The sequence below is a fragment of the Amycolatopsis sp. NPDC021455 genome (assembly GCF_040640995.1).
Taxonomy (GTDB): domain Bacteria; phylum Actinomycetota; class Actinomycetes; order Mycobacteriales; family Pseudonocardiaceae; genus Amycolatopsis.
Map to the genome: position 1 here is coordinate 52,139 of NZ_JBFACT010000036.1, position 19,554 is coordinate 71,692.

Below are 19,554 nucleotides of genomic sequence, written 5' to 3' on the forward strand. Positions count from 1 at the left end.
TACCAAGAACTCAGTGTGCCAAGAACTCAGTCCAGGTAGTCCCGCAGGACCTGGGACCGCGACGGGTGCCGCAGCTTCGACATCGTCTTCGACTCGATCTGCCGGATGCGCTCCCGGGTCACCCCGTACACCTGGCCGATCTCGTCGAGCGTGCGCGGCTGGCCGTCGGTGAGGCCGAAGCGCAGCCGGACCACGCCCGCCTCGCGCTCGGACAGCGTCTGCAGCACCGACTGGAGCTGGTCCTGCAGCAGCGTGAACGACACCGCGTCGACCGCGACGACCGCCTCGGAGTCCTCGATGAAGTCGCCGAGCTGGGAGTCGCCCTCGTCGCCGATCGTCTGGTCCAGCGAGATCGGCTCGCGCGCGTACTGCTGGATCTCCAGGACCTTCTCCGGGGAGATGTCCATTTCCTTCGCGAGCTCTTCCGGGGTCGGCTCGCGGCCGAGGTCCTGGAGCAGCTCGCGCTGGATGCGGCCCAGCTTGTTGATGACCTCGACCATGTGCACCGGGATGCGGATGGTGCGGGCCTGGTCGGCCATCGCGCGGGTGATCGCCTGGCGGATCCACCACGTGGCGTACGTCGAGAACTTGTAGCCCTTGGTGTAGTCGAACTTCTCCACCGCGCGGATCAGGCCGAGGTTGCCCTCCTGGATCAGGTCCAGGAACGCCATGCCACGGCCGGTGTAGCGCTTGGCCAGCGACACCACGAGCCGGAGGTTCGCCTCGAGCAGGTGGTTCTTGGCGCGCTCGCCGTCACGCACGATCCACTTGAGATCGCGGCGCATCTGGGTGACGAGCTTCTCGCCCTCCTCCTCGGCGGTGCGCACGCGCTCGGCGGCGTAGAGCCCGGCCTCGATCCGCTTGGCCAGCTCCACCTCCTCCTCGGCGTTCAGCAGCGCGACCTTGCCGATCTGCTTGAGGTAGGCACGCACCGAGTCGGCGGACGCGGTCAGCTCGGCGTCCTTGCGCGCCTGCCGCAGCGCCTCGGACTCCTCCTCGTCCCAGACGAAGTCCGGGTTGTCGGAGCCGCTCTTGCCCGCCTTGTCGGCGGCCGCGTTGCGACGGCGGGCCGCCGGGGTCTCCTCGTCGGCTTCTTCTTCGTCGTCCTCGTCGTCGGCCGAGTCGGAGTCCGGCTCGTCGTTGACCGTTTCGTCGACGACGTCGACCTCGACCTCTTCGAGGTCCGACAGGTCGGGCGAGTCGAGTTCGACGTCCTCGAGGTCGCCGGGACCGTCGGGCTCGCCGTCTTCGGTCTTCGCGGCCTTGGTCGCCGGCTTCTTCGCGGGTGCCTTCTTGGCCGGCGCCTTCTTGGCGGTGGTGGTCTTGCGCGCCGCTGGCTTCGCCGTCCCGGTGGCTGCCTCTTCGGCCGGCTCGCCGGCTGCGGTCGCTGTCTTCGTCCCGCCTCGGGTTGCGGTTCTTGCGGCTGCCACTTACGCCCTTTCGCAGCGGTCGATCATGACGAGCAACGGCACGGGTGCCACTGCTGCCTCACATTCGGGGAACACGCCTCGGCCTGCGGTTTTGGCCTCCGCAGCCGTGGGCCGTGTTCCATTGTAACGACGGTACGCGCATGCGGTGCGAAGCGATCACCCTCAGCGGCCGATCAGTGCTGGATGCCCTCCGCCGCGGCGGCCGCGGCGCCGACGATCCCGGCGTTGTTCTGCAGGCTCGCGACCAGCACCGGAGTCCGGATGTCCAGCAGCGGCACCCATTTCTCGGCCTTCTTGCTGACACCGCCGCCGACGATGAACAGGTCGGGCCAGATCAAGTTCTCGAGCACGGTCAGGTAACGGTGCACGCGCTTGGCCCATTCGGGGTAGGTGAGGCCCTCGTTGTCCTTGACCGAAGCGGCCGCGCGCTTCTCGGCGTCGTGGCCGTCGATCTCCAGGTGGCCGAACTCGGTGTTGGGCACGAGCTTGCCGTCCTGGAACACCGCGCTGCCGATGCCGGTGCCGAAGGTGAGCAGCGCGGTCACGCCCTTGCGCGCGACCGGGTCGCCGAAGCGGATCTCCGCCATGCCCGCCGCGTCGGCGTCGTTGAGCATCGCGACCTGGTCGACGCTCCGGCCGAGCCGCTTGGCGAACAGCGCGTCGGCGTCCGTGCCGATCCACTGCTTGTCGATGTTGGCCGCGGTGTGCGCGACGCCCTTCTTGACGACCGCGGGGAGCGTCACGCCGACCGGGCCGTCCCAGCCCGCCTGCGTCACGATGTCGTGCACGACGTCCGCCACCGCCGACGGCGTGGACGGCTTCGGCGTCTCGACCCGGATCCGGTCGCCGATGAGCTGTCCGGCGTCCAGGTCGACCAAAGCGCCCTTGATCCCGCTGCCGCCGATGTCGATGCCGAAACCTCGGCGGGTCGCCTCCACCACGGACGTGGTCCCTTCTCGCACGATTCAGAAGCCTGCCTCGGAGACTTTAACCGGATGTGGTGACATGTCGGACGTGGGAGTTGACGAGTCGTTGCTGAAAAGCGTCGCGGTGCAGGTCGCGACGGAAGCCTCCGCCCTGGTCCGCGAGGCCTGGGAGGGGATGGCTTCCGGTCGTGCGGTCGCCGTCGGGACCAAATCCGGGGCGACCGACGTGGTGACCGCGGTGGACCACGAGTCGGAGCGGCTCGTGCGGTCGCGGCTGGCCGCGCTGCGGCCCGGCGAGCCGGTGCTGGGAGAGGAAGGCGGCGGCGCGGCGGGCGCCGGCGTCACGTGGGTGGTCGACCCGATCGACGGAACGGTCAACTTCCTCTACGGCCTGCCGTGGTTCGCGGTGTCGGTGGCGGCGCAGGTCGGCGGGGTGTCGGTGGCCGGGGCGGTGGTGGAGCCGGCGAGCGGCCGCGTCTGGTCGGCGGCCCGCGGCCAGGGCGCGTTCCTGGACGGGCGGCGGCTGGCGGTCTCGGCGCCGTCCGCGCTGGAGGTGACGTTGGTCGGAACCGGTTTCGCGTATTCGCTTTCGCGGCGGACGCGGCAGTCGAAGTTCGCGGCCTCGCTGCTCGGGCAGGTCCGGGACATCCGCCGCAACGGGGCGGCCTCGCTGGACCTGTGCGCGGTGGCGGCGGGCTGGCTGGACGCGTACGTCGAGCACGGCCTCAACCCCTGGGACTGGGCCGCGGGCGCGCTGATCGCGGCGGAGGCGGGCGCGGAGGTGTCCCTGCCGGGCAGCGCGGCGGACCTGGGCGCGGACGCGACGTACGCGGCGGCCCCGGCCATCGCCGGTCCGCTGCGGAAGGTCCTGGCGGACTGCGGCGCGGCGGAGGTCTGAGCTTCCCGCCGACCTCGGGCAACGTCGCGAATGACTCATTCGGGACCTCCGGCGCCGCGAATGAGTCATTCGCGACGCACGGAGGCCGGAACTGTCGGTGTCCTCCGGTAGCGTGGAAAACGGGGGCGCCCCCGCGGGCCCGGCGCCGGTCGGCTGGGTCGGCGCCGGTCAGCACTCCACGTCGCGAGCCGAGGCCAGCAGCGTCTGGTCGATGACGGGGGCCTTCGCGCCCGCGGACTGCTCGTTGCCGCCGCCGCCCTGGTGGGTCTTCGACCAGTCGGCGAGCTGGGTGATGACCTGGCGGGCTTCGGCGCGCGGCCGGACGTCGCCGAAGAGGGTGCCGGTGACCACGTCGACGCTCGCGTCCTTGCGGTTGTCCTGGACCAGCTCGGCGCAGGGGACGACCAGGCTGAGCGTCCGGGCCGCGGCCATGCCGTTCTCGCCGAAGCGGATCTGGCCCCGGCACTTGGCCTCGCGGTTCTCGTACGCCGGGTCGCTGGCCGGTTCGGCCGCGCCGGTGAACCCGAGCTCCTTCAGCGCGGTCGTGGTCATGCCGCCCTTGCCGCGGGTCTCGGAGGCGTTGAGGACCCGGTAGGCGATCTTGTCGGGCGGGATGGGCGCGCGGCCGTCGAGCGCGTCGTGGGGGAGGGTGCTGAACGTGACACCCGGCGGCGGGCTGGGGGGCGGGTCGCAGCGGACGGCCTCGTCGATGTCACCCTTGCCGACGACCGCGTTCACCCAGACGACGATCGCGGCGACGGCGAGCACGCCGATGACGATCAGCGCCGGCAGCGGCTTGTGCTTGCGATACGGCCGCGCCCCACGGTCCCCGATGCCGTTCCCCGACGCCACCTGCCCGTCCCTTCCCCAAAACACCGAATCCGACCGTGCGAGCCGACCCTGCGCACCGGCACCGTTCGAGGCCGGTCAGCCTAGGCGCACCGGCCGGAGCGCGTCGTCCCGGGTCACCCCGCCGGAAACATCCGGTTCCGGCCGTGGTCCCGGGCCGATCCCCGTGCAGCGATCGCACCACGCCCGCCCCGGCCGGGGCAAGCGGACACGGGCCGCGCGTGAAGTTCTCCACCCACGCGCAACCCGAACGGACCACAACGCGTCTTACCTGCGGGTTCCCCCTGTCGGGTGACGATTCCCCGGCAATGTCTGACTCGTTGCAGAACCCGGATCGCGGTGAGCTACCCTTCCCGGGCTCCGGCCGCAGGAAGAGGCCCGAAAAGAAGAGACCTCGGTCACTTCGGCCGCCGGGCACAAACAGGGGCCCTGGAACGTTGACCAGCGGCACGGCGGACTCACGGGCGCACCCGGGGGTCCGGGAAAACGACTACACAAGCTGATCGCAGGGGTGAGGGACAACATGGCTACCGACTACGACGCTCCGCGCCGCAGCGAAGCCGACGAGCTGGCCGAAGACTCGTTGGAGGAGCTCAAGGCCCGGCGGAACGAGAACCAGTCCGGCGTCGTCGACGTCGACGAGGACGCGACCGCCGAGAACTTCGAGCTGCCGGGTGCCGACCTCTCCGGGCTTTCCGGGGAGGACATGACCGTGAAGGTGGTGCCGAAGCAGGCTGACGAGTTCACCTGCTCCGTGTGCTTCCTGGTGCACCACCGCAGCCGGCTGGCCGAGGACAACGGCGGACGCCTGATCTGCCGCGACTGCGCCTGAGAAACGCAGAGGGGTTCTCGGAACAGGGGACGAACAGACGCGACGGAGAGCCTCGAGGGAGAGCAGGGGGAGGCTCGAAGCGCGCTGGGGACAAGGGGGCCGGCCGGCAGGCCGGCCCCCTTCCCATGTCTGGGGTCAGGTACCTTTCAGCAGCTCGACGACCTTTTCCGGGTGCCGGGTGCTGAACAGCCAGTACGGCGTCGGGTCGTTCGCGTCGGTCAGGTGGACCTTGACGACCGGGCCGACCCAGCCGCGGTGCAGCACGTAGGCGGCGGGGTCGCCGTCCCGCCCGAGGGCCTTGCGCTTGGCGTCCTTGTCGAAGATTTCGACTTCGCCCACGTAGCGCAGCGGCAGGTGCGCGTCGCCGACCCACAGCTCCGGCTCGTCGCCGCCGGTGACCCGGACCTTCGACCGGCCCAGCGAGAGCAGCAGCGCCACGACCACCGGCAGCGCGATCACGTACGGCAGCCACGCCCGGATCCCCGGGTACCCGAGGTCGATCTCGGCGGCGAGCAGGACCGCCCCCAGCACCGGCAGCGGCCAGCCCCACCACGGGACGTACAGCCGCTCGGAGTGCCGGACCGCGGCGTTCGCGGCCGTCTTCGCTGATTCACCCACGGGAACAGAGTAATCTCGCGGCCCGTGTCCAGCGTTCAGGTACTCCTCTCCCGGCTCGACCCGGATGTCCCGCCGCCCGCCTACGCCCGGCCGGGCGACGCGGGCGCCGATCTCGTCACCACCTCGGATATCGTGCTCGAACCCGGGGAACGCGGCGTCGTCGGCACCGGCGTCGCGATCGCGCTCCCGCCCGGGTACGCGGGGTTCGTCCACCCGCGGTCGGGCCTGGCCGCCCGGGTCGGCCTGTCGGTGGTGAACACCCCGGGCACGATCGACGCGGGGTACCGCGGGGAGATCAAAGTCTGTTTGATCAACCACGACCCGGTGCACCCGGTGAAGCTCACGCGCGGCGACCGCATCGCCCAGCTGGTCGTGCAGCGGGTCGAGCACGCGGAGTTCGTCGAGGTCGCCGAGCTCGACGCCACCGAGCGGGGCGACGGAGGCTACGGCTCGACAGGTGGACACGCCACACTGGGAGCACCGGCGCCCGGCACGGGCGCCGGCGCGGGGGAAGGAACGGAGAGCTAGTGGGGATTTTCGGACGCAAGCGGCGGACCGAGGGCGGGTCCGCCGGACGGCACGCCGCGCCCGAGGCCGACGACACGATCGAGGACGACGCGTACGACGACGAGGACGGGCCGGAGCTGTCCGACGTCTCCGACGGCCCGTACGACGTCGCGGACTTCGACGACGACGGCGTCCCGCGGATCGACCTCGGCTCGGTGAAGGTGCCGGTGCCCGACGGTTCCCAGGTCCAGGTCGAAATGGACCCGGAGACGCAGGGCGTGCGCGCCGTGCACGTCGTCACCGAGCAGGGCCAGATCACGGTCAGCGCGTACGCCGCGCCGCGCTCGGGCGGGCTGTGGCGGGAGGTCAGCTCCGAGCTGGCCGAGCAGCTGCGGGCCGACGGCGCCAAGGTGAACATCGGCCGCGGCAAGTGGGGCCTGGAGATCTCGGCCATCGTCGGCGACGTCGCCCTGCGCTTCGTCGGCGTCGACCGGCCCCGCTGGATGCTGCGCGGCGTCATCGCCGGGCCCCAGTCGGAGGCCGCGGCGGCCGTCGAGGTGCTGCGGGAGATCGTCCGGCGGACGATCGTCGACCGCGGCGACGCGCCCATGCCGGTCCGGACCCCGCTGACCATCACGCTGCCCGAGGCGGTCGCCGAGCACATCGCCGCCCAGCAGCAGCAGGGCTGAGTCCCGCCGGATGTCCGTGAAGGCCTCCTTACCGGCGTTTAAGGCCGGTAAGGAGGCCTTCACGGCTTTTGCCGGGCCCGGAGGTAGGCGAGGACGGTCGCCCGGCCGAGGGACTCCCGGTCCGCGCCCAGCGCCGTGAGCGTCGTCTCGCCGAGGGCCGCGCGGGGAAGTGCGCCGGCCCACTCCGACGCGACTTTCGTCGGGTGGATCGGGTCGTCGGTGCACGTGCCGATCCCGGCGGGGACGGCGAGGTTCGCGAGTTCGGCGAGGGTGGGGGAGGGGCGCCCCGCCGCGACGCGCAAGCTGTCCGCCAGCCCGTCGCCGTGGCGCCGCCACGCCCGGTCCAGCTCCGTCCGCAGCCAGTCCGGGCTGCCCGCGGTCTGCGCCAGCGCGGCGTCGACGCCGGAACGGGCCACCAGATCCGCCGTCAGCGTCGCGGCCAGTGATGCGGGTGCTGAGCCCGGGGCGCCGTTCCAGGCCGGGAGCGCGGCCAGCAGGCCCCCGCAACGGGCCGGATGGCGCACCGCCCACTCCGCGGCGAGGTGCGCGCCGAACGAAATGCCGCCGACGAGCAGTTCGCCGTATTCGTCCGCCAAGGCGTCCAGCGTCTTCAGGTAGCCCTCGGCGAGCGCGGTACCCGGGGGTGGCGGTGGCGCGATGAGCGGGACACCGAGGGCGCGCAACGGCCCTTCGAAGACGGCCCGGACGAACACCTCGTCCGAGCCGGTGCCGGGCAGCAGCACCGCGGCGGGAACTCTGATTGCGGACGTCACGTTGCGATCTTTGCGCAAAGGCGTTCTCCTGGCGGGGACCGCAGCTACGCTGGAAATCGCACGGGCCGCAGCACCACGTCGGGGGCCCCGGAGCACAGGAGCACCTATGTCCGCCAAAGACGGCGGCTACTTCAGCCGGTTGGTTCGCAAGCTGACCAGCGACGTCGAGGAACTCGACGCCGACGAGATGTCGATGAGGTCGGGCGCCGAAGGGGCGCAGCGGGCGTGTGACTGCCGCTCGGGCGAAGAGGTCACGGTGATGGGACGGCTCCGCAGCGTCGAGCTCTGCCCGACCAACGAGGCCGCCACGCTGGAGGCCGAGCTGTTCGACGGGACACAGGGCGTGACGCTAATCTGGCTCGGCCGCCGCCGGATCCCGGGCATCGAGCCTGGCCGGACGATCAAGGTGCGCGGCCGGATGGCCGAGCGTGACGGCCAGAAGGTGCTGTACAACCCCTATTACGAGCTCCAGAGCCCAGTGAGTTGATCACCCATCGTGACTGAACCCGCCCCGAGCGAGAAGAAGACCGACGCGGAAGAAGAGCCGCAGCCGACCCTGCTCGAGCAGATGGGCGGCGTGTCCGGCCTGATCTACTCCTCGCTGCCGGTCATCGTGTTCGTCCTGGCGAACTCGTTCTTCGGCCTGACCGCGGCCATCTGGACGTCGGTGGGCAGCGCGGTGGCCATCACGGTGCTGCGCGTGGTCCGCAAGGAGCCGCTGCAGCCGGCGATCTCCGGGTTCTTCGGCGTCGCGATCGCGGCGTTCATCGCCTACCGGACCGGGTCCGCGAAGGGGTTCTTCCTCTTCGGGATCTACGCCAGCCTGATCTACTGCGGCGTGTTCGTGCTGTCGGTGGTGGTGCGCTGGCCGATCGCGGGCGTGGTCTGGAACATGCTCAACGGCACGGGCCAGGCATGGCGCAAGGACAAGCCGTCCCGCTACGGCTACGACGTCGCCACGCTGGCCATGGCGGCGATCTTCGCCGCCCGTTTCGTGGTGCAGCGGTGGCTTTACCAGGAGGACTACACGGGCTGGCTGGCCTTCGCGAAGATCGCCATGGGCTACCCGCTGTACGCGCTGGGCCTGCTGGTGGTCGTCTGGGCGGTCCGGCGGTCGGACAAGCGCCTGAAGGCCCTGGCGGAGTCGGAGCCTGCGCCGGAGACGGACGCGGAGGTCGAAGCCCGCCTCCGCCAGAAGTACGCAACCCCGGAAGCCTGACCCGCGCGGGGGCGCCCCCCGTTTTCGACTCTACCGGCAGGCACCGACAATTCCGCCGCGCCGACCGCCCGATGCCCGCTCAATCACGCGAGATGCCCCGCCAATCACGCGTGATGCCTCTCTGGTCACGCGAAGTCCGCGTCCGATCACGTGAGTTCCGGCCCGGATCACGCGAGACCCGCCTCGAATCACGCGAGTTCCGGCTCGGATCACGCGGGGATCCGGCTCGGACGGCGCGAGACCCGTATCGAACCGCGCGGGTTCCGGTCGGGGTCAGGCGAGTTCCGGCTCCAATCACGTGAGTTCCGGCCTGGATCGGCCCGGATCACGTGAGATCCGGCTTGGGCCACGCGGGTTCCGGCCAGCGGTACACGAAACCGACCGGCGGAGGGGCATCGCGCGTGACGGGAGAGGCATTACGCGTGACTGGGCAGGCATCACCTGTGCTCAGGGAGGCATCGCGCGAACGCCGGGCCCGCGGGGGCGCCCCCCGTCTTCCACACTACCGGCAGGCACCGACAATTCCGGTCGCCGAACGCCGCGAAGGCCACTGAAAGGCGACCTCCGCGGCCTCTCGGCAAAGCCTCAGTAGCCCAGGGCCGTCCGGATCTCCGGCTCCACGTCCGCGGTCGCCACGAACAGCAGCTCGTCGCCGGGCTCCAGTGGGTCCTCCGGTTGCGGCACGATCACGCGGTCACCCCGCAGGATCGTCACCAAGGCCGCGTCCCGCGGCAGCGTCAGGTCGCTCACCGGCTTGCCGGCCAGCGGCGTCTCCGCCGGCAGCGTCAGCTCGACCAGGTTCGCGTTGCTCTGCCGGAACGTCATCAGCCGCACCAGGTCGCCGACGCTCACCGCCTCCTCGACCATCGCCGCGAGCATGCGCGGGGTCGAGACCGCCACGTCGACGCCCCACGCGTCCGTGAACAGCCACTCGTTGGCCGGGTTGTTCACCCGGGCCACCACGCGGCGGACCGCGAACTCCGTCTTGGCCAGCAGCGACACCACCAGGTTCGCCTTGTCGTCGCCCGTCGCGGCGATGACGACGTCGCACTGCTCGATCCCCGACTCCTCCAGGATCGACACCTCGCACGCGTCGCCGAGCACCCAGTCGGCCTGCTCGACCGCGTGCGGCTCGAACTGGTCGGCCTCGCGCTCGATCAGCATCACCTGGTGCCTGCCGTCGATCAGCTCGGCGGCGATGGAACGGCCGACCGCCCCGGCGCCCGCAATCGCGACCCTCATGCCTCGTCCTCCGGTTCGCGGTGGGCCACACTGGTCACGTCGGTGACGGTGCCGGACCGCGCGGCCACCCACACGACGTCGTCGGCCTGCAGCACGGTCTTGGTGTCGGGCAGGACGCCGGTGCCGAAGCGCATGATGAACGCCACCCGCGCGCCGGTCGCCTCCTGCAGCGAGCGCACGGAGTGCCCGACCCAGCCCTCGTGCAGCGGCAGCTGCAGCAGCGCGACGTTGCCCGACGGGTCCCGCCACGCCGACGCGACGCCGTCCGGCAGGAGCGTGCGCAGGAACCGGTCGGTCGTCCACGGCACGGTCGCGACCGTCGGGATGCCCAGCCGCTCGTACACGGCCGCGCGCTTGTGGTCGTAGATCCGCGCGACGACGTGCTCGATGCCGAAGTTCTCGCGGGCCACCCTGGCCGAGATGATGTTCGAGTTGTCCCCGCTGGACACCGCCGCGAACGCGCCGGCACGCTCGATGCCGGCCTCGATCAGCACCCGGCGGTCGAACCCGACGCCGACGACCTGCTGGCCGTGGAAGTCGCTGCCGAGCCGGCGGAACGCCTGCTGGTTCTTGTCGATGACGGCCACCTCGTGGCCGAGCCGCTCCAGCGCAGCGGCCAGGGACGCGCCGACCCGGCCGCATCCCATGATCACCACGTGCACGCCCTGCCTCCTCCTTGGCGGTTTACCCGTCCGTCGTACACCAGACATGCCAGGGGCGAACCTACCGTGCCCGGTGCCGTTAGGCTTTCGTGGTGTCGAAGTTCCCGACCGTGCTGAAACGCCTGGTCCTCGGACGCCCGTTCCGCAGTGACCGGCTGTCCCACACGCTGCTGCCCAAGCGCATCGCGCTGCCGATCTTCGCCTCCGACGCGCTCTCGAGCGTCGCCTACGCCCCGGAGGAAATCTTCCTGACGCTGAGCGTCGCCGGGCTCTCGGCGTACGCGCTGGCGCCGTGGATCGGCATTGCCGTCGCGCTGGTCATGCTGGTCGTCGTCGCGTCCTACCGGCAGAACGTGCACGCCTACCCGAGCGGCGGCGGCGACTACGAGGTCGCCAACACCAACCTCGGCGGCCGGTTCGGGCTCACCGTGGCGAGCGCGCTGCTCGTCGACTACGTGCTCACCGTCGCAGTGTCCACTTCGTCCGGTGTGGCGAACATCGGCTCGGCGGTGCCGTGGGTCGCGCAGCACAAGGTGCTGGCGTCGATCGTCATCGTGGTCGTGCTGACGTCGCTGAACCTGCGCGGCATCCGCGAGTCGGGGAAGGCCTTCGCGATCCCGACATACGGGTTCATCCTCGGCATCCTGGTCATGGTGGCGTGGGGGCTCGTGCAGGCCGCGACTGGCACCGAGATGCGCGCCGAAAGCGCCGGGCTCACGCTGAACGCCGAAGGCACCTTCGCCGGCGCCGCGTACGCGTTCCTGGTGCTGCGGGCGTTCTCCTCCGGCGCCGCGGCACTCACCGGCGTCGAGGCGATCAGCAACGGCGTCCCGGCGTTCCAGAAGCCGAAGTCGAAGAACGCGGCGACCACGCTGCTGATGATGGGCCTGCTCGCGGTGATCATGCTGGTCGGCATCATCGCGCTGGCGATCATCACCAAGGTCACCTTCGCCGAGGACCCGGACCGCCAGCTGGTCGGCGCGCCCCCGGGCTACGAGCAGAAGACGATCCTCGCCCAGATCGCGCACGCGGTCTTCGCCGACTTCCAGCCCGCGTTCTACTACGTGTCCTTCTCCACCGGCATCATCCTGCTGCTGGCCGCGAACACCGCGTTCAACGGCTTCCCGGTGCTGGGGTCGATCCTGGCCCAGGACCGCTACCTGCCGCGGCAGCTGCACACGCGCGGCGACCGGCTGGCGTTCTCCAACGGCATCATCTTCCTGGCCGCCTTCGCGCTGGTGCTGATCATCGCCTTCGACGCCGAGGTCACCCGGCTCATCCAGCTCTACATCGTGGGCGTGTTCGTGTCGTTCACGGTGAGCCAGGCCGGCATGATCCGGCACTGGAACCGGTTGCTGGCCAAGGAAACCGACCCCGGCGTCCGGCGGCGGATGCGGCGCTCGCAGACCGTCAACGCGGTCGGTCTCACCTGCACCGGCACCGTGCTGATCATCGTGCTGATCACGAAGTTCCTGCTCGGCGCGTGGATCGCGATCGCCGCGATGGTCGCGATCTTCGTGCTCATGACCGCGATCCGGAGGCACTACGACCGGGTGGCCGACGAGCTGAAGGACCTCGGCGACACCCCGACCGTGCTGCCGTCGCGCAACCACGCCATCGTGCTGGTGTCCAAACTGCACCGGCCGACGCTGCGCGCCCTGGCCTACGCCAAGGCGATGCGCCCGGACGTCCTCGAGGCCGTGACGGTCAATGTGGACGATGCCGACACGCGAAAGCTCACCGCCGAGTGGGACGCCCACAACTTCAAGGTGCCGCTGAAGGTCGTCGAGTCGCCCTACCGCGAAATCACGAAGCCCGTGCTCGACTACGTGAAGCGCGTGCGCGGTGACAATCCGCGCAACGTGGTCACCGTGTTCATCCCGGAGTACGTGGTCGGTCACTGGTGGGAGCAGGTGCTGCACAACCAGAGCGCGCTGCGGCTCAAGGGCCGCCTGCTGTTCCAGTCCGGCGTGATCGTGGCGAGCGTGCCGTGGCAGCTGGAGTCGTCGGCGAAGGCGGCCGCGCGCGTCCGGAACGAGTGGCCGGCGGCCGGCGACGTCCGCCGCGGCTTCTCGCCCGACGCGAAGCCGGCTGCCGCGCCGAAGCCCAAGGAGCCCGCCGAATGACGAGCTGGCTGGGCCGGGTCCTCGAGGTCGAGGTCGGGCCGGTGGCGCACGGCGGCCACTGCGTCGCCCGCGCGGACGGGCGGGTCGTGTTCGTCCGGCACGCGCTGCCGGGCGAGCAGGTCCGCGTCGAGGTCACCGAGGACAACGGCGGCTCGTTCTGCCGCGGCGACGCCGTCGAGGTGCTGACGCCGTCCGCGCACCGGGTCCCGCCGCCCTGCCCGCTCGCCGTGCCCGGCGGCTGCGGTGGCTGCGACTGGCAGCACGCTTCGCCGGACTACCAGCGCGAGCTGAAGGCCGCGGTCGTCGCCGAGCAGCTGCAGCGGCTGGCCGGGATCGAGCGGGACGTCGTCGTGGAGGCCCTCGACGGCGGGCCGCTGGACTGGCGCAGCCGGGTCCGGCTGGTCGCCGGCCGCGACGGGCGCGCCGGCCTGCGCGCCCACCACAGCCACCGGGTGGTGGCCCTGGAGGACTGCCCGATCGCGGTCCCGGGCGAGCTCGACGACGTCCTCGCGCGGCGCTGGCGGCCGGGCAGCGAGCTGGAGGTCACCACCGACGGCGACGGCGACCTGCACGTCCGCGAGCTGTCGACGGTGCGTGGCAAGGTACGGGCCCGGCAGCTGACCGGCGGGGTCGCGGTCCAGCACGCGGCGGGCCGCGACTGGCGCCTCGACGCGCACGGCTTCTGGCAGGTCCACCCGGCGGCGGCGTCGACGCTGGCCGCGGTCGTGGGGGAGTGGGCGGAGGCACCGGCGGGCGGATCGGCCTGGGACCTCTACGCCGGGGTCGGGCTGTTCGCGTCGGTGCTGGCCGCGCAGGTGGGGTCCGCGGGCCGGGTGCTGGCGGTGGAGTCCGGCCGGCGCGCGGTCGCCGACGGCGAGCGGAACCTCGCCGACCTGCCGCAGGTTTCGTGGCGGGCCGGGCGGGTGGAGCACGTGGTGGCGTCGGCCGAGAAACCCGTGGATGTCGTGGTGCTGGACCCGCCGCGCAAGGGCGCCGGCAAGGCGGTCGTGGAGTCGATCGTGGCGGGCTCGCCGGACCGGGTCGTGTACGTGGCCTGCGACCCGGCGGCGCTGGCCCGGGACGTGGCGATCTTCGCCTCGCACGGGTACGGGCTGACCGACCTGCGGGCGTTCGACGCCTTCCCGATGACCCACCACGTGGAGTGCGTGGCGCTGCTGTCCTGAGTTTTTGTCGGTGGTGGTCGGCACACTGTGCGCATGACTCCTCTCGACGACTTCGACAGAGCTTCCTCGACGGTGATCGCCCTGGTCACGGGCCTGCGTCCGGACCAGTGGACGCTGCCGACGGCCTGCGCGGACTGGGACGTCCGCGCGGTGGTGAACCACCTGGCGCACGGCAACGCCAAGGTGGCCTTCTGGGCGGGCACGGGCCCACCGGCCCCGGACGGCGACTACCTGGGTGCCGACCCCGCGGCGGAGTTCGCGGCGTCGGTGGCCCGGGCGCGGGCCGTGCTGGCCGGGCCGGACCTGTTCACGCGCAAGGTGACGACTCCGCTGGGCGAGGTGCCCGGGGTGTTCCTGGTGCACATGCGCGTGAACGAGTACGTGGTCCACGGCTGGGACCTCGCGGACGCGACAGGTGCTTCGACGGATCTGCTGCCCGATCTGGCGTCGCAGGCGCTCGAGCAGTGGCGGTCCCGGTTCGGGGCGACGCCCCGGCAGCCGGGTGGGCCGTTCGGGCCGGAGCTGGAGGCACCGGAAGGGGCGACGGCCGCGGACCGGCTGGCGGCCTTCCTGGGCCGGAAGGGGGCAAACGGCTGAGGTTAACGGCTCGATCATCGTGCCGGCTCGCGGGGCTGGTCTTGCGGGCTGGACGACGGCGAAGCAGCGCGGGTCGGCAGGTTCGCGCCGGGTCCGGTCCGCCTTGGGGCGCGTGCGGGGCGGTCGGTTCGCGTGCCTGGAGGGTCGGCTCGGTCGCGATGCCCGCAGCCAGGTCAGCCGGCGCGGCGGACCGCGAAGGCCGCCGCCAAGCCGGTTGCCGTCATCACCACGCCCGAGGCCAGCAGCACCCACGAACCGGCGCCGGGGGCGATGCGCGCCGCCGGTTCGAAGCGCGCCACCTGGGGGAGCGTCACCACCAGGTGACGCAGGACCACGCCGGTGACCACCAGGCCGGGCAGGCACGCCATGGCCAGGGGCTCGTCGCGCTTGCGGGCGAACGTCAGGTACGCGAGCGTGCCGGCGGCGAGCACCGCCGCCGCGCACACCAGGCGCAGGCCGAGGTCCAGCTCGGGGTCCGGGGTGCCCGGGGGCAGGAGCCCGGGGTGGTCGGCGGTCCGCAGGGTCAGCCCGGCGATGATCCCCAGCCCGGCCGCGACCACGATCACCGCGCGCGGGCCCCGGAGCCGGTTGCCCGGTCGCTGCTGCTCCACCCCGGCCTCCCTGCGTCGCGGTGGAGGCAGCATAAAGCGCCGGAAACGGCTTTCCGACCGCGTTTTCCGGGCTGGGCCGTTCGGTGGATCCCGATCGGGGGAGCGCTCAGCCGGCGAACCAGTGCTGCGGCGCCGGGCGCAGGTTCTGGTAGATGTGCTTGACCTCGGTGTACTCGGCGAGCCCGGTCGGACCCAGCTCGCGGCCGAACCCGGACTGCTTGTAGCCGCCCCATTCGGCCTGCGGCAGGTACGGGTGGAAGTCGTTGATCCACACCGTGCCGTGGCGCAGCCGGCCGGCCACGCGCTGCGCCCGCGACGCGTCGTTCGTGAACACCGCGCCGGCCAGGCCGTAGTGTGTGTCGTTGGCGATGCGGACGGCGTCGTCCTCGTCGGTGAACGTCTCGACCGTCAGGACCGGCCCGAACGACTCGTCGACGACCGCCGACGAGCCCTGTTTCACCTGGTCCAGGATGGTCGGCAGGTAGTAGAAGCCGTCCTCCAGCGCCGGGTCGTCCGGACGGCGGCCGCCCGTCCGCAGCACCGCGCCCTCCGCCAGCGCGGCGGCCACGTACCGCTCGACCTTCTCCCGGTGCGCCGCCGAGATCAGCGGGCCCGTCTCGGCGCGGTCGTCGAACGGCCCGCCCAGCCGGATCCGCTCGGCGCGGCGCACCAGCTCGGCCACGAACTCGTCGTGCCACTCCCGCTGCACGATCAGCCGCGCGCCCGCCGAGCACACCTGGCCGGAGTGCAGGAACACCGCGGTCAGCGCGTAGTCCACAGCGGTCTCGAAGTCGGCGTCGGCGAAGACCACGTTCGGGTTCTTCCCGCCCAGCTCCAGGGCGACTTTCTTGACCGTGCCCGCGGCCGCCGCGGCGATCACCTTGCCGGTGGCCAGCCCGCCGGTGAACGACACGAGGTCGACGTCCGGGTGCTCGGCCAGCGGCGCGCCGACCTCGGCACCGGCGCCGAGCACCAGGTTGCCGACGCCCGCGGGCAGCCCGGCCTCGGTGAGCAGCTTCAGGAACAGGATCGCCGTGTGCGGGGTCAGCTCGCTCGGCTTGAGCACGAACGTGTTGCCCGCGGCCAGCGCCGGCGCGATCTTCCACACGGTCTGCAGCAGCGGGTAGTTCCACGGCGTGATCAGCCCGCAGACGCCGACCGGCTCGTGCACGATCCGGCTGAACGCGTCCGGGTTGCCGGTGTCGACGACGCGCCCGGCGTCCTGCCCCGCGAGCTTGCCGAAGTAGCGCAGGCAGGCGGCGATGTCGGCCATGTCGTACCGGCTCTCGACCAGGCGTTTCCCGGTGTCGAGCGACTCGGCGCGGGCGAACGCCTCCGCGTCGCGGTCGAGCAGGTCCGCGGTGCGCAGCAGGAGGTCGCCGCGCAGCTGCGCGGGCGTGCCCGCCCACGGGCCGGTGTCGAACGCCCGGCGCGCCGCCGCGATGGCGGCCTCGGTGTCCTTGGCGGTGCCCTCGGCGACCGTCGCGACCAGGGAACCGTCGGCCGGGCAGCGGATCTCCCGCCGTCCGCCGCCCACCGCGTCCACCCAGTCGCCGCCGATGAAGAAGTCCGCCATGCGGTCCATTCTCGTGGCCACGCGGCGTGACCGCCACAGCGACGGACCGAGACGAGGTTCACCCCGGACGCTGACGTGTGGTCGCGCTCCGGTTGTGACGCCGGACGCGGCGGGCGGAACCTCTCCGGCGGGTCTCCGTAGACTGGCCGGAACATGGGGTGGATCGACCAGGCGAGGTGGAGACGAGTGACGTTGCTGGAGTCCGTGGACGGACCGGCGGACCTGAAGCGCATGAGTGTCGAGGACCTCGGCGAACTGGCCGCCGAGATCCGGGACTTCCTCGTCGACAAGGTCCGCCGCGCCGGCGGGCACCTGGGGCCCAACCTCGGCGTCGTCGAGCTCACCCTGGCGCTGCACCGCGTGTTCGACTCGCCCCGCGACGCGATCGTCTGGGACGTCGGTCACCAGGCGTATGTCCACAAGCTCGTCACGGGCCGCGCGGCAGGGTTCGACCTGCTGCGCCAGACCGGCGGGGTCACGGGCTACCCGTCGCGTGCGGAGAGTGAGCACGACTGGGTGGAGAGCAGCCACGCGTCGTCCGGACTGTCCTATGTGGACGGCCTGGCCAAGGCCTTCGAGCTGGCCGGCGGCGGGCGGCACGCGATCGCCGTCGTCGGGGACGGCGCGCTCACCGGCGGTATGTGCTGGGAGGCGCTCAACAACATCGCCGCGCACCGGGACCGCCCGGTCGTCATCGTCATCAACGACAACGGCCGGTCGTACTCGCCGACCATCGGCGCCCTGGCCGACCACCTCGCCGCGCTGCGCCTGCAGCCGGGCTACGAGCGGCTGCTCGACGGCGGCCGCGAGATCCTCAAGCACACCCCGGTCGTCGGCAAGCCGATCTACGCCGCGCTGCACGCCGCGAAGGCCGGGCTGAAGGACGCGCTGAGCCCGCAGGCGATGTTCTCCGACCTCGGCCTGAAGTACCTCGGCCCGGTCGACGGTCACGACCAGGTGGCGCTGGAGAAGGCCCTGCACAGCGCGAAGACGTTCGGCGGAGCGGTGATCGTGCACGTGGTGACCGAGAAGGGCCACGGCTACGCGCCCGCGGTGAACAACGAGCACGACCAGATGCACCAGACCGACCCGATCGACCCGGAGACCGGCCTGCCCCCGGTGAAGGGCCCGAGCTGGACCGGCGTGTTCGGCGCGGAGCTGGCGAAGATCGGCGCCGAGCGCGAGGACGTCGTCGCGATCACGGCGGCGATGCTGCGCTCGACCGGGCTGGACAAGTTCGCCGACGCGTTCCCGGACCGCTGGTACGACGTCGGCATCGCGGAGCAGCACGCGGTCACCTCGGCCGCGGGGCTCGCGATGGGCGGGCTGCACCCGGTCGTCGCGATCTACTCGACGTTCCTGAACCGCGCGTTCGACCAGGTGCTGATGGACGTCGCGCTGCACCGCCTGCCGGTGACGCTGGTGCTCGACCGAGCCGGCATCACCGGGCCGGACGGGCCCAGCCACCACGGCATGTGGGACCTCTCGCTGCTCGGCATGGTGCCGGGAATGCGCGTGGCGGCGCCGCGCGACCCGGCGACGTTGCGCGAGGAGCTGCGCGAGGCCGTCGCGGTGTCGGACGGGCCGACCGCGCTGCGGTTCTCGAAGGGCAAGGTCGGCACGGACGTGACGGCGGTGGAGCGGATCGGCACGGTCGACGTGCTGCGCCGCCCGGCCGAGGGCGCCGACGTGCTGCTGGTGACGGTGGGCGCGTTCGCGAACCTGGGACTGGCGGCCGCCGACCGGCTGGCCGACCAGGGCATCGGCGTCACGGTCGTCGACCCGCGCTGGGTGCTCCCGGTCCCGGCGGAGCTGGTGGCGCTGGCATCGCAGCACAAGCTGGTGGTGACGGTGGAGGACAGCGGCCGTCACGGCGGCTTCGGCTCGGCCCTGGCGGCCCTGTTCCGCGACGCGGAGTGCGACGTGCCGCTGCGGGATCTCGCCGTGCCGCAGTCTTTCCATGACCATGGGAGCCGGGATGAGGTGCTGGCCCGTGTGGGCCTGACGGCCCAGGACGTGGCCCGCCGGGTGACGGAGTGGGCTGCGGGCCGCATCGGCTCGGAGGAACCGGCGAAGAAGAACGCGAACCGCAGCTGATCAGTAGACGCCGAAGGACAAGCCCGCCCCGGCGGACGCGCAGGGCGACAGGTTGAGGTCGTCTGCCACCTGGTTGCCCCGCGCGTTCGCTTCGGTCGCCCGCTGGAGGTCGTCCGGTACCTGGGCGGCGTTTCCCCCGGCATAATCGGTCGCGGCGTGTTCGTACTCGCCGGCGGCCTGGTCCCAGGCGCCGGTCATCAGCTGAATCCGTTGCCGGGCCTCGGTGGGTGCGCTGACATTGCGCAGATCCATGTCCATGGCCCGGTAGATGGCGGCGATTCTGGCGACGACTTCGGCCCACGGCCGACGTTGGTCGACCTCGGATTGCAGCGAGTTCAGCATCGAGTCGGCCTGCGTGCACACCGAAGTCGCTTCGGCGATCCAGCGATCGTCGGAGGCCTTGGTCGTAACCGGAGCGGGCGTGGGGGTGGGCGTGGAATTCCGGCCGATCACACCCGTCTGCGACAGAATGGTGAGCAGTGCGGTCAACGCGGTGATCACGCCGGCCACGGCGATGAGCATAGCCCGGGTCGAGTGAAAGAAACCTCCTGAATCCTCGTGTTGGGATTCATAGTCCGGAGGTCTCGTCCCATGTACCATTTCCATCACCCTCGCCGGTCGTGCGGGCAGGTGATTTCACCGTGTCCTGCCGTGGACAACGACGATAGGGGCTTTGGTCCCAGAATGTGGAATATCTCACCCTTTCGGCGCAATAAAA

The 19,554-nt window shown here is 71.5% G+C and carries 20 protein-coding genes; 10 read left to right on the top strand and 10 right to left on the bottom strand.

The window, feature by feature from the left end; all coding sequences use genetic code 11:
- Window positions 1–26 precede the first annotated feature (26 nt).
- A complete protein-coding gene (locus AB0G28_RS31115; protein ID WP_361096966.1) occupies window positions 27–1,430 on the bottom strand; it encodes an RNA polymerase sigma factor in 1,404 nt (467 codons plus the stop codon).
- A gap of 173 nt (window positions 1,431–1,603) precedes the next feature.
- Entirely contained in the window at window positions 1,604–2,368 is a 765-nt protein-coding gene (gene ppgK, locus AB0G28_RS31120) for a polyphosphate--glucose phosphotransferase (protein ID WP_361097042.1), read from the bottom strand.
- A 67-nt stretch (window positions 2,369–2,435) separates the two neighbouring features.
- Here ppgK and AB0G28_RS31125 point away from each other — a divergent pair, with 67 nt between their 5' ends.
- On the top strand, window positions 2,436–3,254 hold the full coding sequence (locus tag AB0G28_RS31125) for an inositol monophosphatase family protein (protein ID WP_361096969.1): 819 nt from the start codon (window positions 2,436–2,438) through the stop codon (window positions 3,252–3,254).
- 168 nt (window positions 3,255–3,422) lie between these two features.
- Here the strand turns inward: AB0G28_RS31125 and cei are convergent, their stop codons facing one another.
- Entirely contained in the window at window positions 3,423–4,106 is a 684-nt protein-coding gene (cei, locus tag AB0G28_RS31130) for an envelope integrity protein Cei (protein ID WP_361096973.1), read from the bottom strand.
- 520 nt (window positions 4,107–4,626) lie between these two features.
- Between cei and AB0G28_RS31135 the strand changes: the two genes are divergently transcribed.
- Window positions 4,627–4,935 (top strand): DUF4193 domain-containing protein, encoded by a 309-nt coding sequence (locus AB0G28_RS31135; RefSeq protein WP_013224476.1) that lies wholly within the window; start codon window positions 4,627–4,629, stop codon window positions 4,933–4,935.
- Window positions 4,936–5,070: 135 nt separating this feature from the next.
- Here AB0G28_RS31135 and AB0G28_RS31140 read toward each other — a convergent pair whose 3' ends face one another.
- Window positions 5,071–5,553, bottom strand: a complete 483-nt coding sequence (locus AB0G28_RS31140) for a DUF3093 domain-containing protein (RefSeq protein ID WP_361096976.1) — start codon at window positions 5,551–5,553, stop codon at window positions 5,071–5,073.
- Between the two features lie 24 nt (window positions 5,554–5,577).
- Between AB0G28_RS31140 and dut the strand changes: the two genes are divergently transcribed.
- Window positions 5,578–6,081, top strand: a complete 504-nt coding sequence (gene dut, locus AB0G28_RS31145; protein WP_361096979.1) for a dUTP diphosphatase — start codon at window positions 5,578–5,580, stop codon at window positions 6,079–6,081.
- Complete coding sequence (locus tag AB0G28_RS31150; RefSeq protein ID WP_361096982.1) at window positions 6,081–6,749, top strand: DUF3710 domain-containing protein; 669 nt, start codon at window positions 6,081–6,083, stop codon at window positions 6,747–6,749. Before dut ends, AB0G28_RS31150 begins: the two co-directional genes overlap by 1 nt.
- Window positions 6,750–6,808: 59 nt before the next feature.
- Here AB0G28_RS31150 and AB0G28_RS31155 read toward each other — a convergent pair whose 3' ends face one another.
- Complete coding sequence (locus AB0G28_RS31155; RefSeq protein WP_361097045.1) at window positions 6,809–7,492, bottom strand: alpha/beta hydrolase; 684 nt, start codon at window positions 7,490–7,492, stop codon at window positions 6,809–6,811.
- A 136-nt stretch (window positions 7,493–7,628) separates the two neighbouring features.
- Here AB0G28_RS31155 and AB0G28_RS31160 point away from each other — a divergent pair, with 136 nt between their 5' ends.
- Both AB0G28_RS31160 and AB0G28_RS31165 read left to right on the top strand, forming a co-directional pair.
- A complete protein-coding gene (locus AB0G28_RS31160) occupies window positions 7,629–8,009 on the top strand; it encodes an OB-fold nucleic acid binding domain-containing protein (protein WP_013224481.1) in 381 nt (126 codons plus the stop codon).
- A 9-nt stretch (window positions 8,010–8,018) separates the two neighbouring features.
- Window positions 8,019–8,741 (top strand): DUF3159 domain-containing protein, encoded by a 723-nt coding sequence (locus AB0G28_RS31165; protein ID WP_361096986.1) that lies wholly within the window; start codon window positions 8,019–8,021, stop codon window positions 8,739–8,741.
- Between the two features lie 585 nt (window positions 8,742–9,326).
- Here AB0G28_RS31165 and AB0G28_RS31170 read toward each other — a convergent pair.
- Entirely contained in the window at window positions 9,327–9,983 is a 657-nt protein-coding gene (locus AB0G28_RS31170) for a TrkA family potassium uptake protein (protein WP_348946888.1), read from the bottom strand.
- A complete protein-coding gene (locus AB0G28_RS31175; RefSeq protein WP_361096990.1) occupies window positions 9,980–10,693 on the bottom strand; it encodes a TrkA family potassium uptake protein in 714 nt (237 codons plus the stop codon). Before AB0G28_RS31175 ends, AB0G28_RS31170 begins: the two co-directional genes overlap by 4 nt.
- Before the next feature lie 44 nt (window positions 10,694–10,737).
- Between AB0G28_RS31175 and AB0G28_RS31180 the strand changes: the two genes are divergently transcribed.
- From AB0G28_RS31180 to AB0G28_RS31190, 3 genes are read left to right on the top strand one after another with little or no spacing between them, the layout of a single operon-like run.
- Window positions 10,738–12,771, top strand: a complete 2,034-nt coding sequence (locus AB0G28_RS31180; protein WP_361096993.1) for an APC family permease — start codon at window positions 10,738–10,740, stop codon at window positions 12,769–12,771.
- Window positions 12,768–13,955: a class I SAM-dependent RNA methyltransferase gene (locus AB0G28_RS31185; protein ID WP_361096996.1), complete on the top strand. Its 1,188-nt coding sequence runs from the start codon at window positions 12,768–12,770 to the stop codon at window positions 13,953–13,955. The genes AB0G28_RS31180 and AB0G28_RS31185 overlap by 4 nt, the downstream gene beginning before the upstream one ends.
- Before the next feature lie 33 nt (window positions 13,956–13,988).
- Window positions 13,989–14,552, top strand: coding sequence for a TIGR03086 family metal-binding protein (locus AB0G28_RS31190; protein ID WP_361096999.1), 564 nt, complete (start codon window positions 13,989–13,991; stop codon window positions 14,550–14,552).
- A gap of 173 nt (window positions 14,553–14,725) precedes the next feature.
- Here the strand turns inward: AB0G28_RS31190 and AB0G28_RS31195 are convergent, their stop codons facing one another.
- Together AB0G28_RS31195 and AB0G28_RS31200 are read right to left on the bottom strand one after the other, a co-directional pair.
- Window positions 14,726–15,163 (bottom strand): hypothetical protein, encoded by a 438-nt coding sequence (locus AB0G28_RS31195; protein WP_361097002.1) that lies wholly within the window; start codon window positions 15,161–15,163, stop codon window positions 14,726–14,728.
- Between the two features lie 106 nt (window positions 15,164–15,269).
- A complete protein-coding gene (locus tag AB0G28_RS31200; protein ID WP_361097004.1) occupies window positions 15,270–16,739 on the bottom strand; it encodes an aldehyde dehydrogenase family protein in 1,470 nt (489 codons plus the stop codon).
- A gap of 186 nt (window positions 16,740–16,925) precedes the next feature.
- On the opposite strand from AB0G28_RS31200, the gene dxs reads away from it, so the two are divergent.
- Window positions 16,926–18,836 (top strand): 1-deoxy-D-xylulose-5-phosphate synthase, encoded by a 1,911-nt coding sequence (gene dxs, locus AB0G28_RS31205; RefSeq protein ID WP_361097007.1) that lies wholly within the window; start codon window positions 16,926–16,928, stop codon window positions 18,834–18,836.
- On the opposite strand, the gene AB0G28_RS31210 is transcribed toward dxs, so the two are convergent.
- A complete protein-coding gene (locus AB0G28_RS31210) occupies window positions 18,837–19,346 on the bottom strand; it encodes a hypothetical protein (RefSeq protein WP_361097010.1) in 510 nt (169 codons plus the stop codon).
- Between the last annotated feature and the right edge of the window lie 208 nt (window positions 19,347–19,554).